A 17,220-nucleotide genomic window follows, 5' to 3' on the forward strand; every position below is an offset into this window, starting at 1 on the left:
CCGTCGTTCGACAGACAACAACCCCGAGACATCGATGACCCGCATTGCTTCTGCCGCTTCTTTCGCGCCCCGCCGCTTCTCTCTGGCCCTCGTCGCCTGGGCCTGCGCCTTCACCGCCACCGCGCAACCGATCGTGGCGCCCAAGGCGGCCGAGCCCGTCACGCTGAAGGCCAACGCCGACATGGCGAAGGCGCTGCCCTTCGCCAACAAGCAGGACTTCGAGGACGCGATGCGCGGCTTCATCGGCACCGTGCCCGACGCACTGGTGAGCGGCAGCGGCCCGCGCCCGGTCTGGAACATGAAGCCCTACGACTTCCTGAAGGCGAACGAGGCGGCCGACACGGTCAACCCGAGCCTGTGGCGGCAGGCGCAGCTCAATGCGATTCACGGCCTGTTCAAGGTGACCGACCGCGTCTACCAGGTGCGCGGCTTCGACCTGGCGAACGTCACCATCGTCGAAGGCGACACCTCGCTGATCGTGATCGACCCGCTGCTCGCCGCCGAGACGGCACGTGCCGCGCTCGAGCTGTACTACCAGCACCGCCCGAAGAAGCCGGTCGGCACGGTGATCTACACGCACGGCCACGCCGACCACTTCGGCGGCGTGAAGGGCGTGGTCAGCGAGGCCGACGTGGCCGCGGGCAAGGTGCAGGTGATCGCGCCCTCGGGCTTCATGGAATCGGCGGTGGCCGAGAACATCCTGGCGGGCAATGCGATGAACCGCCGCTCGCAGTACCAGTTCGGCACGCTGCTGCCGCCGGGCGCGCGCGGCCAGGTCGACACGGGCCTGGGCAAGGCGCTGGCGCGCGGCAGCGTGACGCTGATCGCGCCCACCTCGACCATCGAGAAGACCACCGAGGAGCGCACCATCGACGGTGTGCAGATCGTGTTCCAGCTGGTGCCGGGCTCGGAGGCGCCGTCCGAGATGCTCATGTACCTGCCGCAGTTCCGTGTGCTCAACATGGCCGAGGACGTGACGCACAACATGCACAACCTGTACACGATCCGCGGCGCCGAGGTGCGCGACGGCAACCTGTGGGCCAAGTACATCGACGAGGCCCGCGTGGCCTTCGGCGACAAGGCCGACGTGCTCATCGCGCAGCACCACTGGCCCACCACGGGGCGCGAACGCATCGTCGACCTGCTGAAGAAGCAGCGCGACATGTACAAGTTCATCAACGACCAGTCGCTGCGCCTGCTGAACCACGGCTACACGGCGTCCGAGATCGCCGAGACGCTGCGCATGCCCGCGAGCCTGGAGCAGGAGTGGTCCACGCGCGGCTACTACGGCACGCTGCGCCACAACGCGAAGGCGGTCTACCAGAAGTACCTGGGCTGGTACGACGCCAACCCGGCCAACCTGAACCCGCTGCCGCCGGTGGCGCAGGCGAAGAAGACGGTCGAGTACATGGGCGGTGCCGACGCGGTGGTGGCGCGCGCCCGCGAAGACTTCAAGAAGGGCGAGTACCGCTGGGTGGCCAGCGCGATGAGCCAGGTGGTGTACGCCGACCCGGCGAACCGCGCGGCGCGCGAACTCGGCGCCGATGCGCTGGAGCAGCTGGGCTACCAGTCGGAGGCAGGCACCTGGCGCAGCGCCTACCTGGTGGGCGCGATGGAACTGCGCAACGGCGTGCCGAAGATCCCGGGCGGCAGCAGCGCGAACGGCGACACGCTGAAGGCGGTGAGCAACGAGCTCTTCTTCGACTTCCTCGGCGTGCGGCTCGATGCGGCCAAGGCCGAAGGCAAGACGATGGTGGTCAACTGGAACTTCACCGATTCGAACCAGAAGTTCGTGCTGACGCTGGAGAACTCGGCGCTCACGCACGTGAAGAACCAGCAGGCGGCCGGCGCGGACGCCACGGTCACGTTGAGCCGGGCGACGCTCGATGCAATCACCTTGAAGCAGACGACCTTTCCGGAAGCGGTGCAGTCGGGGCTCGTGAAGATCGACGGCAACCGGGCGAAGCTGGGCGAGCTGTTCGGGATGCTCGACAACTTCGACCTGATGTTCCCGGTGGTCGAGCCCCGCAAGTAAGCGGGCTCAGCCGAAGAACCAGTAGCAGACCGCGATCGCAGCCACCACCCCCGCCAGCTCCGCCAGCAAGGCACAGGCCACGGTGTGCCGGGCGCGCTGGATGCCCACGGCGCCGAAGTACACCGCCAGCACGTAGAACGTGGTCTCGGTGCTGCCCTGGATGGTGGCGGCCACCAGCGCGGGGAAGCTGTCGACGCCCTGGGTCTTCATGGTCTCGATGAGCATCGCGCGGGCCGCGCTGCCCGAGAAGGGCTTGACGAGCGCCGTGGGCATGGCGTCGACGAAGCGCGCGTCCCAGCCGCCCGCCTGCACCAGCCAGCGCAGGCCGTCGAGCGCGAAGTCGAGCGCGCCCGAGGCGCGCAGCACGCCCACCGCGCACAGCATCGCGACGAGGTAGGGCAGCAGGTGCTTCGCGATGTCGAAGCCTTCCTTCGCGCCTTCGACGAAAGCCTCGTAGACCTTCACGCGCCGGATCGCGCCGGCCGCCAGGAACACGATGATCACGCCGAACAGCGTGAGGTTGCCCAGCAGCGACGACAGCGAGGCGATGGCCGCCGCCGACAGCGTGCCCAAAAGCGCCATGAAGCCGCCCAGCAGCAGCGCGCCGGGCACCAGGTAGGCCAGCACCACCGGGTCCCACAGCCGCAGGCGCTGCACCACCGCCACCGACAGCAGGCCCACCAGCGTCGAGGCGCTCGTGGCCAGCAGGATCGGCAGGAACACCAGCGTCGGGTCGCTCGCGCCCTGTTGCGCCCGGTACATGAAGATGGTGACGGGAAGCAAGGTCAGTGACGAGGCGTTGAGCACCAGGAACAGGATCTGCGCGTTGGTGGCCGTCACGGGGTCGGGGTTCAGGCGCTGCAGCTCGCGCATGGCCTTCAGGCCGATCGGCGTGGCGGCGTTGTCCAGCCCCAGCGCGTTGGCCGCGAAGTTCATCGTGATGAGCCCCAGCGCCGGGTGCCCCGCCGGCACGCCCGGCATCAGGCGCCGGAACAGCGGCCCGAGCAGGCGCGCGAGCCAGCCGACGAGGCCGGCGGTTTCGGCGATGCGCAGGAAGCCCAGCCACAGCGTGAGCGTGCCGAACAGCAGCACCATCACCTCGACGGCCAGCCGCGCCATCGCGAACAGGCTTTCGACCAGCGCCGCGAACACGGTCGGGTCGCCGCCGACGAGCCACCGTCCCAGCGCTGCGAGCGCCGCCATCCCGAAGAACCCCAGCCACAACCCATTGAGCACGCGTTTTTTCCTTCTTTTCGTTGGCTGCCGTGTGTGCCGTTGATCATAGGGCGGCATGCCGCCCCGGCCGGGCTCTGCGGCGCTACAGTGCGACCCATGGCCGCCGCCCTGTTCCGCCTTCGTCGCTTTGTCGCCCTGGTGTCGAGCGGGCTGGCCCTCGCCTGGCTCGCGGGCTGCGCCAGCCTGCCGCCGCCGCAGCCGCACCCGGTGCTCACGAGCGCGATCACCGACGTGGCCGACACCGACCTGGGCCGGCTGGCCGCCCAGGACGCGCCGCAGGGCGGGGCGGCGGGGCTGTCGGGCTTCCGGCTGCTGCCCGAGGCGGCGTTCGCGTTCGACGCGCGCATCTCGCTGGCGCGACATGCGCAGAAGTCGCTCGACGTGCAGTACTACCTGATCAGCAACGACGACGTCGGCCTGCTGTTCCTCAAGGAGCTGCGCGAGGCCGCCGCGCGCGGGGTGCGCGTGCGGCTGCTGGTGGACGACCTGTACACGGCGGGCGAGGACGAGGTGTTCAGCAGCCTCTCGGCCTTCCCGAACATCGAGGTGCGGCTGTTCAACCCGCTGCCCTCGCGCGCCGGCTCGCTGGCCGCGCGGCTGCTGTTCTCGCTGGGCGACTTCGGGCGCATCAACCACCGCATGCACAACAAGCTGCTGGTGGCCGACAACAGCTTTGCGGTCTCGGGCGGGCGCAACATCGCCAACGAGTACTTCATGCGCAGCACGGCGGCGAACTTCATCGACATGGACGTGCTCTCCAGCGGGCCGATCGTGCGCCGCATGTCCGAGGGCTTCGACCGCTACTGGAACAGCGAGCACGCCTGGCCCATCGAGCGCATCGCGCCGCGGCGCGTGCCGGTGGCAGAAGCCCAGCGGCGCTTCGACACCCTGGCGCGCGCGGCCGTGCCCGACGTGCCCATGCGCCAGCGCGACATCCTGAACAAGTCGCCGCTCGGCGAGCAGCTCACCACCGGCCGCATCGACCGCTACTGGGCCCCGGCCACGCTGTTCGTGGACGACCCCGACAAGATCACGCGCAAGGCCGAGGCGGCCTACGGCGGCAGCGTGACCGAGGGCGCGCTCGGCGTGATCCAGGCGGCCAAGCACGAGGTGAAGATCGGCTCGCCGTACTTCATTCCGGGTGCGCGCGGCATGGCGATGATGAAGGCGACCATCGAGCGCGGCGGCCGCATCACGGTGGTCACCAATTCGCTGGGCGCCACCGACGAACCGCTGGCCTATGCGGGCTACGAGCGCTACCGCGCCGACATGCTGAAGATCGGCGTCACCATCTACGAGATCGCGCCCACGCTCACCGGGCGCTCGGGGCGCTTCGGCGACTTCGGCAAGTCGATCAGCCGGCTGCACGCCAAGCTGGCCATCGTGGACGACGAGCGCTTCTTTGTCGGCTCGATGAACCTCGACCACCGTTCGGCCGCCGTCAACACCGAGATGGGCCTGGTGATCGACAGCCCGCGGCTGGTGCAGGACTACGACAAGCTCATGAACGGCGAGCGCGTCAACCTGGGCTACCGGCTGCGGCTCGCGCCGGGCGGGCGGCGTGTGCAGTGGCTCGAATACGACGACGCCGGCGGCGACATCGTGCACGAGGACGAACCGGGGGAATTCCTCTGGCTGCGCTTCAAGAACTGGTTGCTTTTACCCATCGTGGGCGAGGAGCTGCTCTAGGGTTTGTCATGACCGATCCAGTGAGGTGCGTTACATTTCTGTTTGAAATGTGAACTTTTGTCACCGACTATTGGAGGCTTTGATCATGACCGTCCCCGTGCCGCGCGAGTCGACCGCGCCGCTTTCCACCAGCCGCCGCCGCGCTCTTTCCGGGCTGGCCGCCACGACGGCCGCCGCGGCCGGCGTCGGGCTGGGATTTCCGGCGTTCGCGCAGAACCGTGCGATCCGCATCGGGACGACCTTCGACAACAGCAGCGTCGAAAAGGCCAACGGCCAGGGGCTGTACCAGGGCTCCACCGCGTTCTTCAACGCGCTGAACAAGGCCGGCGGCATCCACGGCAGCAAGGTCGAGCTCGTGATGGCCGACGACACCTTCAAGCCCGAGGTGGCCAAGGCCAACGCGCTGGCTTTCGAAAAAGACGGCTCGGTGCTCGCGCTGGTGCACCCGCTGGGCACGCGCCAGACTGCCGAGGTGATGGACGCAGTGCCCGGCATGGCCGTGGTCGGCCCGATCACCGGCACCATCGCGCTGCGCAAGAAGACCTCGCCCAACACCTTCTGGGTGCGCGCCAACTACGACCAGGAGGTCGACAAGCTGGTGAGCACGGCCGCCGTGCTGGGCCAGACCCGCATCGGCCTCGTGCATTCGAACGACCCGCTGGGCCAGTCGGTGCTGGCGGCGTTCAAGAACGCGCTGGCCAAGGCCAAGCTGGAACCGGCGGTGATCGCCACCACGCCCAACACCACGAGCATGGAAGTGGGCCCGGCCGCCGAGGCCATCGCCAAGGCCAAGCCGCAGGTGGTGGTGGTCGGCCTGGCCGGCACGGCGCCGGTGTTCCTGAAGGCGCTGCGCGGCGCGGGCAACAGCAGCTCGGCCTACGGCCTGTCGATCACGGCCAGCGCGCTGTCGGCCATGGGCGACCTGGCACGCGGCCTGGGCTTCGTGATCGTGGTGCCGTCGCCGTACTCGACCAAGTTCGAGATCGTGCGCCGCTACCAGGCCGACATGGTGGCCAACGGCACCAAGGATTTTTCGCTCACCAGCCTGGAGGGCTACATGAACGCCGCCGTGCTGGCCGAAGGCCTGCGCCGCGCCGGCCCCGCGCCGACGCGCGCCGCCGTGCTCGGCGGCATGGCGAGCATCGAGAACTTCGACCTGGGCGGCGTGAAGATCAACTACGGCCGCTCCAACCGCGAAGGCGGCCAGTTCGTGGACGTGGCCGTGATCGGCAGCCGCGGGCAGATGCTGAGCTGATGCGGTCGAGGCGTACCGCGCGCTGCGGCGCACGGTAGCGCCTGCCGGTACGCCGGCGCACGCGCGGCCCTGTCGCGGGTCGGCGTGCTTACAGTGCGGCCATGACCCTCGAACTCATCCTGGGCCTCGGCCTGCTGGCCCTGGTGCTGCTGGACCTGGCCCTGTTCTTCCTCGTGCGCTGGGCCGTGCTGCGCGAGCACCTCGGCCCGCTGGTGGCCAGCCTCGTCTACGGCCTGTGCCTGGCCGTGCTGCCGTACTTCGTGTGGTGGGGCCTGGGCACCCATGTGCTGTTCGGCAAGGACACGACCTTCCTGGCGCCCGTGGTGGACGTCGGCCTGGCCTTCATCCTCTACACCTGCGTGTGGCTGTCGTGGGGCGTGAGCCTCATTGCCGGCGGGCTGGCGTCGTGGCGTTTCTTTGTCGGCGCCCGGCGGATCGGCCTGCTGGCCTGACGGTTCAGCCGGCCGGCGCTTCGGCGATGCCGACGCCCAGCAAACCTTCGAGCAGTTCCTTGTCGGCCGCGAGTTCTGCGCTCGGGCCGGCGTGCACGACGGTGCCGCGCTCCAGCACGATCGCCTGGTGAGTCATGTCCAGGGCCAGCACCGGATGCTGCTCCACCACGATCGAGGCCAGGCCTTCCGATTCGCACAGGCGCCGGATCGCCGCGGCCAGCTCTTCCACGATGATCGGCGCGAGGCCTTCCATCGGCTCGTCGAGCAGCAGCAGCTTCGGGTTGGTCATGAGCGCGCGGCCGATGGCGAGCATCTGCTGCTCGCCGCCCGAGAGCTGGTTGCCGTAGTTGCCGCGCCGCTCGCGCAGGCGCGGAAAGAATTCGTAGACGCGTTGCAAGGTCCAGCTGCCGGGACGGGCGATCACCGTGAGGTTTTCTTCCACCGTGAGCGAGGGGAACACCTCGCGCTCCTGCGGCACCCAGCCCAGCCCCGCGCGCGCGCGCTGGTGCGCGGGCCAGCGCGTGATGTCGGCGCCCTGCCAGCGGATCGCGCCCTGCATCACGCGGGTGTTGCCCATCAGCGTTTCGAGCAGCGTGGTCTTGCCCACGCCGTTGCGCCCGAGGATGGCCAGGCTTTCGCCGGGCCGCAGCGAGAAATCGAGGCGGTCGAGGACCACGGCGTTGCCGTAGCCGGCGGTGACGCGGTCGAAGGCGAGTGCGGCGGATTCAGCCATGGTGGTGCGAGCTTCCCAGGTAGACCTCGCGCACGCGCGGGTCGGCGCCGATCTCGGCGGGCGTGCCTTCGGTGAGGATGCGTCCGCCCACCAGCACCGAGATGCGGCGCGCGAAGCGGAACACGAGCTTCATGTCGTGCTCGATGAAGAGCACGCTGATGTCGGCCGGCAGCGCCGCGATGGCTTCGAAGAGTTCGCCGCTCTCGTCCTCCGGCACGCCGGCGGCGGGCTCGTCGAGCAGCAGGATGCGGGGCTTGGCGGCGAGCGCCAGCGCGATCTCGAGCAGCCGCTGCTTGCCGTAGGCCAGCTCGGCCACGGGCACGTCGGCCAGGGCGTCGAGCTTCAGCGTGGCCAGCAGCGCATGCGCTTCGTCGAACACGGCGGTGCAGCCCTTGAGCGGCCGCCACCAGGTGGCGCCCAGGCCTTCGCGCTCGCTGATGGCCAGCACCACCGACAAGAGCGGCGTGAGGCTGGGGAACAGCGTGTTGATCTGGAAGGTGCGCGCCAGCCCCATGCGGGCGCGCTTGTCGCCGGGCAGGCGCGTGATGTCGCGCTCGCCCAGGCGGATCGATCCGCTGGTGGGCTTGAACACGCCCGTGAGCAGGTTGATGAGCGTGGTCTTGCCGGCGCCGTTGGGGCCGATCAGCGCCTGCCGCGCACCGGGCTCGAGCGACAGGTTGACCTCGCTCACGGCCTGGAAGGCGCCGAAGCGGATGCCCAGGTTCTGCGTGCGCAAGGCGTGCGTGGTGGTGGTCGTACTCATCGCGCCTTCCCCGTGCGCACCACGCGCGAGAGCGCGCCCATGATGCCGCCGCGTCCGAGCATGACGGCCGCGATCAGGAAGATGCCGAGCCAGAACATCCAGTACTGCGGGTTCATGTCGGCGAACCAGTCGTGCACCAGCATGTAGACGATGGCGCCGATGAGGCCGCCATACAGCCGCCCGGTGCCGCCGAGCACGAGGATGATCAGCACTTCGGCCGAGCGGTTGAAGCTGATCGATTCGATGCCGACGAACTGCGTGGTCTGCGCCAGCAGCGCGCCCGCCACGCCGGCCACCGCGGCCGACATCGCGTAGGCCATGCGCAGCCGCGCTTCCACCGGCGAGCCGATGGCCGTCATGCGCTTGCGGCTGTCGTGGATGCCGCGCAGCGCCAGGCCGAAGGGCGAGCGCAGCACCAGCCGCACCAGCAGGAACATCGCGAGCACCACGCCGAAGGCGTAGCCGAACGCGGTCTTGCCGTAGAGGTCGAAGTCGAACAGGCCCAGCACGGGCGCGATCACCACGCCCTGCAGGCCGTCGGTGCCGCCCGTGATGCCCGAGAGCCGGTTGGCCAGCTCGAACAGCAGCACGCACACGCCGATGGTGATCATCAGCCGCGTGAGGTCGGCGCCGCGCACCACGAGGTAGCTCAGCACGTAGCCCAGCAGGCCGCACACGGCGAGCGCGAACGCCAGGCCGGTGAAGGGCTCGCTCCAGCCGTACTTGGCGAGCAGGCCGGCCGCATACGCGCCCGCGCCGAAGAAGGCCGCGTGGCCCACGGTGAGGATGCCCGCGTAGCCCAGCGCCATGTCCAGCGACACGGCAAAGAGCCCGAAGATCATGATCTGGCTCATCAGCGTGAGCTTGTCGGGCAACAGGAAGAAGCTCGAGGCGAGCGCGAGCCAGAAGGCGATTTCGGCCACGCGCAGTTGTGCGGGGGACAGGCTCAGCGGCTTCATGCGAGCCCCTTCTTGGCGACGATGCCGTTCGGGCGCACCAGCAGCATGACGATCATGAACACGTAGATGAGAAAGGCGCCCGTTTCAGGCAGGTAGTACTTGCCCGCCACGTCGACGATGCCGACCAGCAGCGCCGCGATGAAGGGACCGGTGACGGTGCCCGCACCGCCCACGCACACCACCATCAGGAAGTAGACGAGGTACTTGAGCGGGAACGACGGCTCCAGCCCCAGCATGCCCAGGCTCAGCGCGCCGCCCAGGCCCGCCAGGCCGCAGCCCAGCGAGAAGGTCAGGAAGAACAGGCGCTGCACGTGGATGCCCGTGCCGCCCGCCACGCGCTGGTTGTCGACGGCGGCGCGCACCATGGCGCCGTAGCGCGTCTTGCCCAGGCCCAGCAGCAGCGCGACCAGCACGGCCACGCCGCAGCCGATGAGGAACAGGCGGTAGCGGCCCACTTCGAGGCCCAGCAGCGACACCTGGCCCTCGAGTGCCTTCGGCAGCGTGAAGGGCTGCATCGTCGGGCCGAAGAAGTAGGTGAAGGCGGCGATCGAGACGAACACCACGCCGATCGACAGCAGCACCTGATCGAGGGGGTGCGCGCGGTACAGCCGCCGGTAGAACACGAACTCCAGCACCGCGCCCACCACCGCCGCCGCCACGAAGGCCGCCGCCAGCGAGAGCCCGAAGCCCAGGCCCCACTGGTTCATGAGCACGCTGGCCGCGTAGCCGCCGACCATCGCGAAACTGCCGTGCGCGAGGTTGACGAAATTCATGAGTCCCATCGTGATGGACAGGCCCACGCCGATGAGAAACAGGAGCATGCCGTAGGCCACTCCATCGAAGATCACGATACCCATGAATTTCCTGCTTGCTGCTTGCTGCTTGCTGCGTGCTGGCTGGCGTTGGCTTACTTGGGAGCGGCTTCCTTGGCCGGGTCCTTGACGCGCTCGAACTTGTCGAACTCCACGTTCACCAGCTGGCCGTTGGCGCGCTCGGTCTTGCGGATGTAGACGGTCTGCACGATGTCGCGCGTGGCGGCGTCGATCTCGATCGGGCCGCGCGGGCTCTCGAAGCTCAGGCCCTTGAGCGCGTCCATGAACTTGTCGCCGCCGGTGTCGCCCTTGGTCTTGGCCAGCGCCAGGTCGATGGCGGCCATGGTGTCGTAGGCGGTCACGGCGAAGTAGCTGGGGCGCAGCTTGGTGCCGTTGTCGGCGGCGAAGTCCTTCACGAACTTCTGGTTCTTGGGCGAGTTGTGCGCGAACGAGTAGTGGTGGCTGGTCACGAGGCCCAGCGCCACGTCGCCGGTGGCGTCCAGGTAGCTGTCGTCGGTGGCTTCGCCGGTGGCGAACAGCTTGATGCCGGCCTGCTCCATGCCGCGCTCCTTCCACACCTTGAGGAAGGCCGGCGGCATCACGCCCGAGGGGAAGAAGAAGAACACGGCCTGGGGCTTGGCGTCCTTGATGCGCTGCACGTAGGCCGAGAAGTCGGGGTTGTTCATCGGCGTGCGCACCTCGCCCGAGACCTTGCCGCCGCCGGCGGTGAAGGCCTTCTTGAACGCGGTCTCGGCATCGACGCCCGAGGCGTAGTCGGCAACCACGGTGTAGGCGTCCTTCACGCCCTGCTTGAGCATGTAGCGCGCCATCGGGTCGGTGACCTGCTGCACGGTGAACGACAGGCGCGCCACGTAGGGCGAGCTGGTGGTGATGGCCGAAGAGGCGGCGTTCATCACCAGCGTGGGGATCTTGGCCTGCGTGGCGATGGCGCCCACGGCGTAGGCGTTGGGGCTGAAATCCAGGCCGGTGAGCACGTTCACCTTGTCGCGCACGATGAGCTCCTGCGCGATGCGCTTGGCGGCGTCGGGCGCGGGGCCGGCGGTGTCTTTCTTGATGATCTCGACGGTGCGACCGCCCACCTTGCCGCCGTGCTCCTTCAGATAGAGCGCGATGCCGGCATCGAACTGGCGGCCGTAGTCGGCGTAGGGGCCGGAGTAGGTCGCGATGAGGCCGATGCGCAGCGGCTCCGTGGTCTGGGCTTGAGCGGCTCCCGCCATGCCGAGGCCGGCGAGCAGCAGGGTCGAGAGGAGGGTTCGCTTGGTCATCGTCGTCGTCATGAAAAAACGCCTTTCAGTGGGAGTGGAATGCGCCGCACGGGCGCCGCTGGCTTGTAACCGGATGTTTGGCAGCGGGCGATGATGCCCGACGCGTTGGTCAGACCTGTGTATCGGGCACACGCACCGTGAGGCCATCGAGGGCGGCGCTCACGCTGAGCTGGCAACTCAGGCGCGAACCGGGCCGGCGCTCGGACGCGACGGCATCGAGCAGCGCGCTTTCCATGTCGTCGGGCGGCGGCAGCAGTTCGAGGAACGCGTCGTCGACGTAGACGTGGCAGGTCGCGCACGAGCAGCAGCCGCCGCACTCGGCATCGATGCCGCGCACGTTGCCGCGGATGGCGGTCTCCATCACGCTGGCGCCGACCTTGGCGTCGACCTCGCGCGTGGTGCCGTCCTTGAGGATGTAGTGGATCGTGGGCATTGAAGGGTTCAGAACATGTCGAAGTACTCGCGGTGTTCCCACTCCGAGACTTCGAGGTTGAAGCGGGCGATTTCCGCTTCCTTGATGTGGCACAGGTAGTCGACGAAGGTCTTGCCCATCTGCGTGTTGAGCATCTCGTCGCGGCGCAGGCAGGCGAGGGCGTCGCCGAGCGATCGCGGCAGTTGCTCCGCCGGTGTTTCGTACGGCGCATCGGCCGAGGGGCCGGGGTCGGTCTTGTTGCGGATGCCGTCCAGGCCCGAGAACAACTGCGACGCGAGGTACAGGTACGGGTTGGCCGTCGGCTCGCCCACGCGGTTCTCGATGCGCGAGGCGTTCTGGCCCGGGCCGCCGAGCACGCGCAACATCGCGCCGCGGTTGTCGCGGGCCCAGATCGCGCGGTCGGGCGCGAGCGAGAAGGGGCGGTAGCGGCGGTAGCCGTTGATCGTCGGGCTGGCCAGTGCCGCTGCGCCGCAGGCGTGCGCCTTCAGGCCGCCGAGGTAGTGCATGCCGATCTCGCTGAGGTCGCGCCCGCCGGCCTCGGGCATGAAGGCGTTCACGCCGTCGCTCTTGCGGCGCAGCGACTGGTGCAGGTGCCAGCCGCTGGACATCACGTTCGGGATCTTCGGGCGGCACATGAAGGTGGCGTGCAGGCCGGCGCGCTGGCAGATCTGCTTGATGGCGCTGCGCAGCAGCACCATGGTGTCGGCGGGCGTCACGCCGGCCGTGGGGCCGAAGGTGAGCTCGAACTGGCTCGGGCCGAACTCGATCTCCAGCGAGCGCAGCGGCAGGCCGAGCGCCACGAGCTGCGAGCGCAGCAGTTCCATGAGGCCGTCGACGCGGTCGTAGCGCAGCTCGGTCAGGTACTGGTGGCCGTGCGAGAGCAGCGACACGCGCGGCGGTTCGCCGGGCTGGCCCGAGTCGGGCAGGCCCATGCGCGCGTCTTCGAGCTTGAACACATGGAACTCGACCTCGAGGCCGGCGATGAAGTCCAGCCCGAGTTCGTCGAGTTGGGCCACCGCGCGCTGCAGGATCTGCCGCGTGGCGAAGGGGCAGGGCCGGCCGTCGGCCATGTAGGCGTCGCACAGGATCCAGCCGGTGCGCGGTGCCCAGGGCAGCACCTTGAAGGTGGCGGGGTCGGCCACGATGGTGAAGTCGGCGCCGCCCTGCAGGCCCTCGATGGCGAAGCCGCCGCCCTGCGTGAACACGGGGAACACGGTCTTGTGCGAGGTGTCCTTGGCCAGCAGGGTGGAGGTGAGGTTCACGCCCTCCCACAGGGCCGAGCGCGCCTCGCCCGCGACCAGGGTCTTGCCGCGCAGCAGGCCGTGCTGGTCGGGCCAGGCGAAGCGGACGGTGTCCACCTCGCCGCTGTCGATGCGGCGCACGAGTTCGCGCGCCTGCGCATGCTGGTCGGCCGACCAGAGATCGAAGCGGTCGACGAAGGTGTTGGTGCTGCTCATGGCGGCGTGCTCAGGCCGTGGCGGCCAGGCGTGCGGACGCCCAGTCGGACTTCAGGCGGCGCGCGCGGTCGGCGTCCTGCCAGTAGGCCTCGGTGGCGGCTTCATCGACCACCTTGCCGATGCCGTCGATCGACGGCGGGCCGGTCATGGCGCTGGCCTGTGCGGCGTCGATGAGCATCGGCGCGGTTTCGCCGGCGAGCGTGGCCTCGATGGCCTTCACCAGCACGCGGCGGTAGGCAATGATCCCCTTGTCGGTGCTGCCCAGATGCTCGCGCGTGCGGTCCTGGATGGCGCCCTGCGACTCCACCGCCCACTGGTCGTGCACGTTGATGTCGTCGCCCATGCCGGTGTAGGTCTCGGTCAGCTGCTCTTTGATGCTGTAGCCGTAGTTGTTGCGCTTGTTCTTGCGCGAGGTGTAGTCGGGCAGCTCGTACAGCTTCAGGCGCTGGTCGCGCATCTGCTGCTTGTCGACCGGGCCGGTGAAGCTGGTGAACACGGCATACCAGTAGCAGTGCGTGTCGTCCACGGGCACATGCCACTGCGAGATGGTCATCTCGGCGCTCATGGGGATCACGAAGGCCTGCGGGAACACCACGTTGGTCACGCGCACGTGGGTGGTGTCTTCGGAGAGCTTGCGCAGCGCCTTGAGGCGGAAGCCGTAGTCGGTGGGCTCGACGCTGATGTCGGGCCGGTCGTACTCGCGCAGCACCTTGGTGATGGGCATGTCGGAGTCGGCCGAGGCGCCGCGGAACTGCTTGCCGTAGCTCTCGGAGGTGTCTTCGTCCTCGAAGAAGCGGTGCAGGTACGAGGCGTGCGCGGGGTCGATGCCCACTTCGAGCGCCTGCAGCCAGTTGCATTCGAAGAGGCCCTTGAACGCGAAGGTGTGGCTGTCGGGCGCGACGTAGCAGTCGAAGTCGGGGAAGGCCGGGGGCTCGCCCTCGCCGATGTACGCGAAGACGATGCCGGCCTTCTCGACCACCGGGTAGGCCGACTGCTTGATGCGGCTGCACAGCTTGCTGGTGGCCGGCTCGGCGGGGGTCTCCAGGCAGTTGCCCTTGGCGTCGAACAGCCAGCCGTGGAAGGCGCAGCGGATGCCGCCGTTTTCCAGCCGGCCGAAGGCCAGGTCGGCACCGCGGTGCGGGCAGTCGCGGTCGAGCATGCCGAGCTGGCCGCTCTCGTCGCGGAACAGCACGAAGTCCTGACCCATGAGCTTCACGGGCTTGACCGGGCGCGGGCCCGCCAGTTCGTCGGCCAGGGCCACTGGCTGCCAGTAGCGGCGCAGCAGCTTGCCGGCGGGGGCGCCGGGTCCGACGCGGGTGATGAAATCGTTTTGCTCGGCGCTGATCATCGTGCGGGCTCCATCGAGAGGTCTTTGTCAGAAGGCCTGCAGGCATTGCATGCAGTTGTATGCATTGTCTTGGTGATTTTTGACAAAGGTCAAACTTTCATCGTCTGATTCGCCCTGTTTTGGGGCTTGAAGCGGCCATATATAGGGTTAACTCTGAGGTGATTGTGTGTTTTTGACACACTTCTGTTTGCAGTGCATGCAACAACCGCGCCCGTTTGGCTATGCTGCGTGCAGTGGCGGGCGGGTCTCCTAGAATCCGCCCATTCATCCCTCTCCTTGTTGCCCTGGCGCCTCCCGATGGACTCCCAACAATCCCGCGTGCTCGTGCAACTGCGCGACCTGATCCTCAAGGGCGAATTCGTGCCTGGAGAGCGGCTGGCCGAGATCCCGCTGGCCGAGAAGCTCGGGGCCTCGCGCACGCCGGTGCGCCTGGCGCTGGCCAGCCTCGAGCACGAAGGCCTCATCGAGCAGTCGCCCAGCGGCGGCTACCAGATGCGCCGCTTCACCTCGCAGGAAGTGGCCGACGCCATCCGCGTGCGCGGCGTGATCGAGGGCTTTGCCGCCCGCCTGCTGGCGGAAGACGGCGTGTCGCGCCAGTTGCTGCGCGACCTGAAGGACTGCCTGGAAGACGGCGACCGCGCCGTCAACAAGCCCAGCATGGAGATCGACGACTACGCGGCGTACGTCGAGATGAACGACCGCTTCCACCGGCTGATTCTCGAAGGCTGCGGCAACCTCGCGCTCAAGCGCGTGATGGACATGCTCGGCGGCCAGCCCTTCGCCGCGCCCAGCGCGATGCTGCCCATGCAGTCGTCGATGGAGGAGGGCCAGCAGTGGATGCGCCAGGCGCACCGCACGCACCATGCGATGGTGCAGGCCATCGAGCGCGGCCAGGGCTCGCGCGCCCAGGCGCTCGGCGAGGAGCACGTCGAGATCGCGCGCATGAACCTCGACTACGCGCTGGAGCGGCCCGAACTCGCGGCCGAGCTCATGCCGGGCATCCGGCTCGTGGCCAAGGGGCGCACCGCCTGAGCGGCAAAACGGCCGGTCAGCGGATCTCGATCAGCAGCTGGGGCTGGTAGCCCTCTTGCTCGCCGTTGCTGCGGTAGCCCAGCGGATTGGCGACCACGCGGCAGCCGTCCTTCACATAGTCGAACGGGCAATGCAGGTGGCCGTGCAGCCACAGCTGCGCGTGCGGCAGCAACTCGTCGAGCGAATTGCAGAAACCCGCGGTGCCGGGCGTGAGCCCATAGCGGGGATCGGCGCTCGCCAAGCTGGGCGCGAAATGGGTGATGGCCACCGTCGTGCCGTCGTAAGGCTGGGCCAGCGCATCACGCAACCAGGCCTGGCAGGTGAGCGCTTGCTCTCTCATTTCGGCCGCCATGAAGGGCTTGCCGTCGCGTGTGCCGGCCATTTTCTCGAGGTAGAAATCGGCCGCGCGCATCGCCTTGCCGCGCTTCTTGAGCGCCTCGGCGAGGCCGTCGCGGGGCTCGACCAGCGCGTCGAAATCGGCCCACAGCGTGGTGCCGATGAAGCGGATGCCTTCGATGACCAGCGTCTCGCGCTCCAGCCAGAGGATGCCGAGCTCCTCGCACAGCGCACGCAGGCGCGCGTGCGTGGCGTCGAAATCGAGGTTGTCGTACTCATGGTTGCCCGGCACGTAGACCACCGGCGTCGGCCAGCCGTTGCGCGGCGAGTAGCGGCCCAGGCCGAAATCGGTGTCCGCCAGGCGGGAGCCTTCCTGGTAGGAGCCGATGTCGCCGCCGAGCACGAGCAGGTCGGCGCCCGGGATGGGGTCGGCGTGGAAGCGCGGATGGGATTCCAGGTGGAGGTCGGAGAGCAGTTGCAGCTTCATCGTCGGGTCAGTCTAGGTGAATCGCACTATGCGTGAGATGCATAACTTGGGGCTTGCTTTACTAGGGATTACCCTTAATCTACATCCATCGTTAATCAACCCCGTCGCAGCCACAAGCCGCGCACCGTCATGTTCAGTCTTCTTGCCCAAGTGGCCCGTTTCTTCCGTTCGTCGCCGAGCCAGACCCCCGCCAGCCACGCTGCCGCGCTGATGGAAAGCGCCGACAGCCGTGCCGGTCGCGGTGCGCACCACGCGCAAGAGCTGCGTGCGGCGGCTTCCGCCTGGCTCAGCGTCGTCAGGTAATTCGCTGACGCGAGCCGCCCCGTGCGGCGCACCCGGGATCCAAGGGCAGGTCACGCCTGCCCGTGGACCGAGCCCGCAAACGCCGCGGCCGCCGAGCGCAACAGCGCCGTGCGCAGCCACTCGTGCGAATGCCCATGCTGGGCGCGCCGGTGCCAGATGGCATCCACGTGCACCGGCGGCTGGTCGAAGGGCAGGTCCCGCACCACCAGCTGATTCTCGATGCCCGTCACGCTCACGAAGTGACGCGGCAGCACCGCCAGCAGGTCCGAGTTCGCGACCACGCGCCCGGCGGTGAAGAACTGGTTTACCGTCACCGCGATCCGCCGCTCGCGCCCCATGGCGCCCAGCGTCTGGTCGATGAAGCCGTACGGCCGCCCCGAAAAGCTCACCAGCAGGTGCCGCGCCGTGCAGTAGCTGTCGAGCGTCAGCGGTGCGCTGGCCAGCGGATGGCCGCGTCGCATCACGCAGACATACTGGCCCAGGTAGAGCCGCTGGGTCTCGAACGGCACCCCCACCCCCGACTGGCCGCGCGCCGCGAGGCTCGCGATCACGGCGGGAAAGTACCCGATCGCCATGTCGACTTCTTCGTGCTCCAGCATGCGGC

At 68.5% G+C, this 17,220-nt stretch carries 17 protein-coding genes (1 of these 17 only partly in view); 6 read left to right on the top strand and 11 right to left on the bottom strand.

Annotated elements, in window-relative coordinates:
* Positions 1 to 34 precede the first annotated feature (34 nt).
* The gene (locus ACAM42_RS00835) at positions 35 to 2,035 is read left to right on the top strand and encodes an alkyl/aryl-sulfatase (protein ID WP_369630839.1); all 2,001 of its coding nucleotides are present in this window, start codon (positions 35 to 37) and stop codon (positions 2,033 to 2,035) included.
* A gap of 6 nt (positions 2,036 to 2,041) precedes the next feature.
* Here ACAM42_RS00835 and ACAM42_RS00840 read toward each other — a convergent pair whose 3' ends face one another.
* The gene (locus tag ACAM42_RS00840) at positions 2,042 to 3,271 is read right to left on the bottom strand and encodes a nucleoside recognition domain-containing protein (protein WP_062470462.1); all 1,230 of its coding nucleotides are present in this window, start codon (positions 3,269 to 3,271) and stop codon (positions 2,042 to 2,044) included.
* A gap of 96 nt (positions 3,272 to 3,367) precedes the next feature.
* Between ACAM42_RS00840 and ACAM42_RS00845 the strand changes: the two genes are divergently transcribed.
* The 3 genes from ACAM42_RS00845 (at position 3,368) to ACAM42_RS00855 (ending at position 6,667) form a co-directional block, all read left to right on the top strand.
* Positions 3,368 to 4,960 carry a phospholipase D-like domain-containing protein gene (locus ACAM42_RS00845; RefSeq protein WP_369630840.1) on the top strand — a complete coding sequence of 531 codons (1,593 nt, stop codon included), beginning with the start codon at positions 3,368 to 3,370 and terminating at the stop codon, positions 4,958 to 4,960.
* A gap of 85 nt (positions 4,961 to 5,045) precedes the next feature.
* A complete protein-coding gene (locus ACAM42_RS00850) occupies positions 5,046 to 6,215 on the top strand; it encodes an ABC transporter substrate-binding protein (RefSeq protein WP_095747388.1) in 1,170 nt (389 codons plus the stop codon).
* Between the two features lie 101 nt (positions 6,216 to 6,316).
* Positions 6,317 to 6,667 carry a hypothetical protein gene (locus ACAM42_RS00855; protein ID WP_159278961.1) on the top strand — a complete coding sequence of 117 codons (351 nt, stop codon included), beginning with the start codon at positions 6,317 to 6,319 and terminating at the stop codon, positions 6,665 to 6,667.
* Between the two features lie 4 nt (positions 6,668 to 6,671).
* Here ACAM42_RS00855 and ACAM42_RS00860 read toward each other — a convergent pair whose 3' ends face one another.
* The 8 genes from ACAM42_RS00860 to ACAM42_RS00895 all read right to left on the bottom strand — a co-directional run bounded on the left by ACAM42_RS00860 (position 6,672) and on the right by ACAM42_RS00895 (position 14,458).
* Positions 6,672 to 7,400, bottom strand: coding sequence for an ABC transporter ATP-binding protein (locus tag ACAM42_RS00860; protein ID WP_369630841.1), 729 nt, complete (start codon positions 7,398 to 7,400; stop codon positions 6,672 to 6,674).
* Complete coding sequence (locus ACAM42_RS00865; protein ID WP_369630842.1) at positions 7,393 to 8,163, bottom strand: ABC transporter ATP-binding protein; 771 nt, start codon at positions 8,161 to 8,163, stop codon at positions 7,393 to 7,395. Before ACAM42_RS00865 ends, ACAM42_RS00860 begins: the two co-directional genes overlap by 8 nt.
* Positions 8,160 to 9,122 carry a branched-chain amino acid ABC transporter permease gene (locus tag ACAM42_RS00870; RefSeq protein WP_307696760.1) on the bottom strand — a complete coding sequence of 321 codons (963 nt, stop codon included), beginning with the start codon at positions 9,120 to 9,122 and terminating at the stop codon, positions 8,160 to 8,162. Before ACAM42_RS00870 ends, ACAM42_RS00865 begins: the two co-directional genes overlap by 4 nt.
* A complete protein-coding gene (locus tag ACAM42_RS00875; protein ID WP_062470478.1) occupies positions 9,119 to 9,979 on the bottom strand; it encodes a branched-chain amino acid ABC transporter permease in 861 nt (286 codons plus the stop codon). The genes ACAM42_RS00870 and ACAM42_RS00875 overlap by 4 nt, the downstream gene beginning before the upstream one ends.
* A 50-nt stretch (positions 9,980 to 10,029) precedes the next feature.
* Positions 10,030 to 11,232, bottom strand: coding sequence for an ABC transporter substrate-binding protein (locus ACAM42_RS00880; protein ID WP_253252441.1), 1,203 nt, complete (start codon positions 11,230 to 11,232; stop codon positions 10,030 to 10,032).
* A gap of 97 nt (positions 11,233 to 11,329) precedes the next feature.
* The gene (locus ACAM42_RS00885; RefSeq protein WP_062470484.1) at positions 11,330 to 11,653 is read right to left on the bottom strand and encodes a 2Fe-2S iron-sulfur cluster-binding protein; all 324 of its coding nucleotides are present in this window, start codon (positions 11,651 to 11,653) and stop codon (positions 11,330 to 11,332) included.
* 8 nt (positions 11,654 to 11,661) lie between these two features.
* Positions 11,662 to 13,110: a glutamine synthetase family protein gene (locus tag ACAM42_RS00890; RefSeq protein WP_369630843.1), complete on the bottom strand. Its 1,449-nt coding sequence runs from the start codon at positions 13,108 to 13,110 to the stop codon at positions 11,662 to 11,664.
* 10 nt (positions 13,111 to 13,120) lie between these two features.
* Complete coding sequence (locus ACAM42_RS00895) at positions 13,121 to 14,458, bottom strand: Rieske 2Fe-2S domain-containing protein (protein ID WP_369630844.1); 1,338 nt, start codon at positions 14,456 to 14,458, stop codon at positions 13,121 to 13,123.
* Positions 14,459 to 14,755: 297 nt separating this feature from the next.
* On the opposite strand from ACAM42_RS00895, the gene ACAM42_RS00900 reads away from it, so the two are divergent.
* Positions 14,756 to 15,490: a GntR family transcriptional regulator gene (locus tag ACAM42_RS00900; RefSeq protein ID WP_062470492.1), complete on the top strand. Its 735-nt coding sequence runs from the start codon at positions 14,756 to 14,758 to the stop codon at positions 15,488 to 15,490.
* Positions 15,491 to 15,506: 16 nt separating this feature from the next.
* Here ACAM42_RS00900 and ACAM42_RS00905 read toward each other — a convergent pair whose 3' ends face one another.
* Positions 15,507 to 16,313 carry a metallophosphoesterase gene (locus ACAM42_RS00905; RefSeq protein WP_369630845.1) on the bottom strand — a complete coding sequence of 269 codons (807 nt, stop codon included), beginning with the start codon at positions 16,311 to 16,313 and terminating at the stop codon, positions 15,507 to 15,509.
* Between the two features lie 129 nt (positions 16,314 to 16,442).
* On the opposite strand from ACAM42_RS00905, the gene ACAM42_RS00910 reads away from it, so the two are divergent.
* Entirely contained in the window at positions 16,443 to 16,616 is a 174-nt protein-coding gene (locus ACAM42_RS00910) for a hypothetical protein (RefSeq protein ID WP_167394953.1), read from the top strand.
* A gap of 50 nt (positions 16,617 to 16,666) precedes the next feature.
* On the opposite strand, the gene ACAM42_RS00915 is transcribed toward ACAM42_RS00910, so the two are convergent.
* Positions 16,667 to 17,220, bottom strand: partial view of a LysR family transcriptional regulator gene (locus tag ACAM42_RS00915; RefSeq protein ID WP_062470498.1) — the 3' portion only. The gene runs 418 nt beyond the window's last position; only the last 554 of its 972 coding nucleotides appear in the window; its start codon lies beyond the right edge, outside the window — the gene reads right to left on this strand; its stop codon occupies positions 16,667 to 16,669.

It is taken from the genome of Variovorax sp. V35 (assembly GCF_041154465.1).
Classification (GTDB): Bacteria; Pseudomonadota; Gammaproteobacteria; order Burkholderiales; family Burkholderiaceae_C; genus Variovorax; species Variovorax boronicumulans.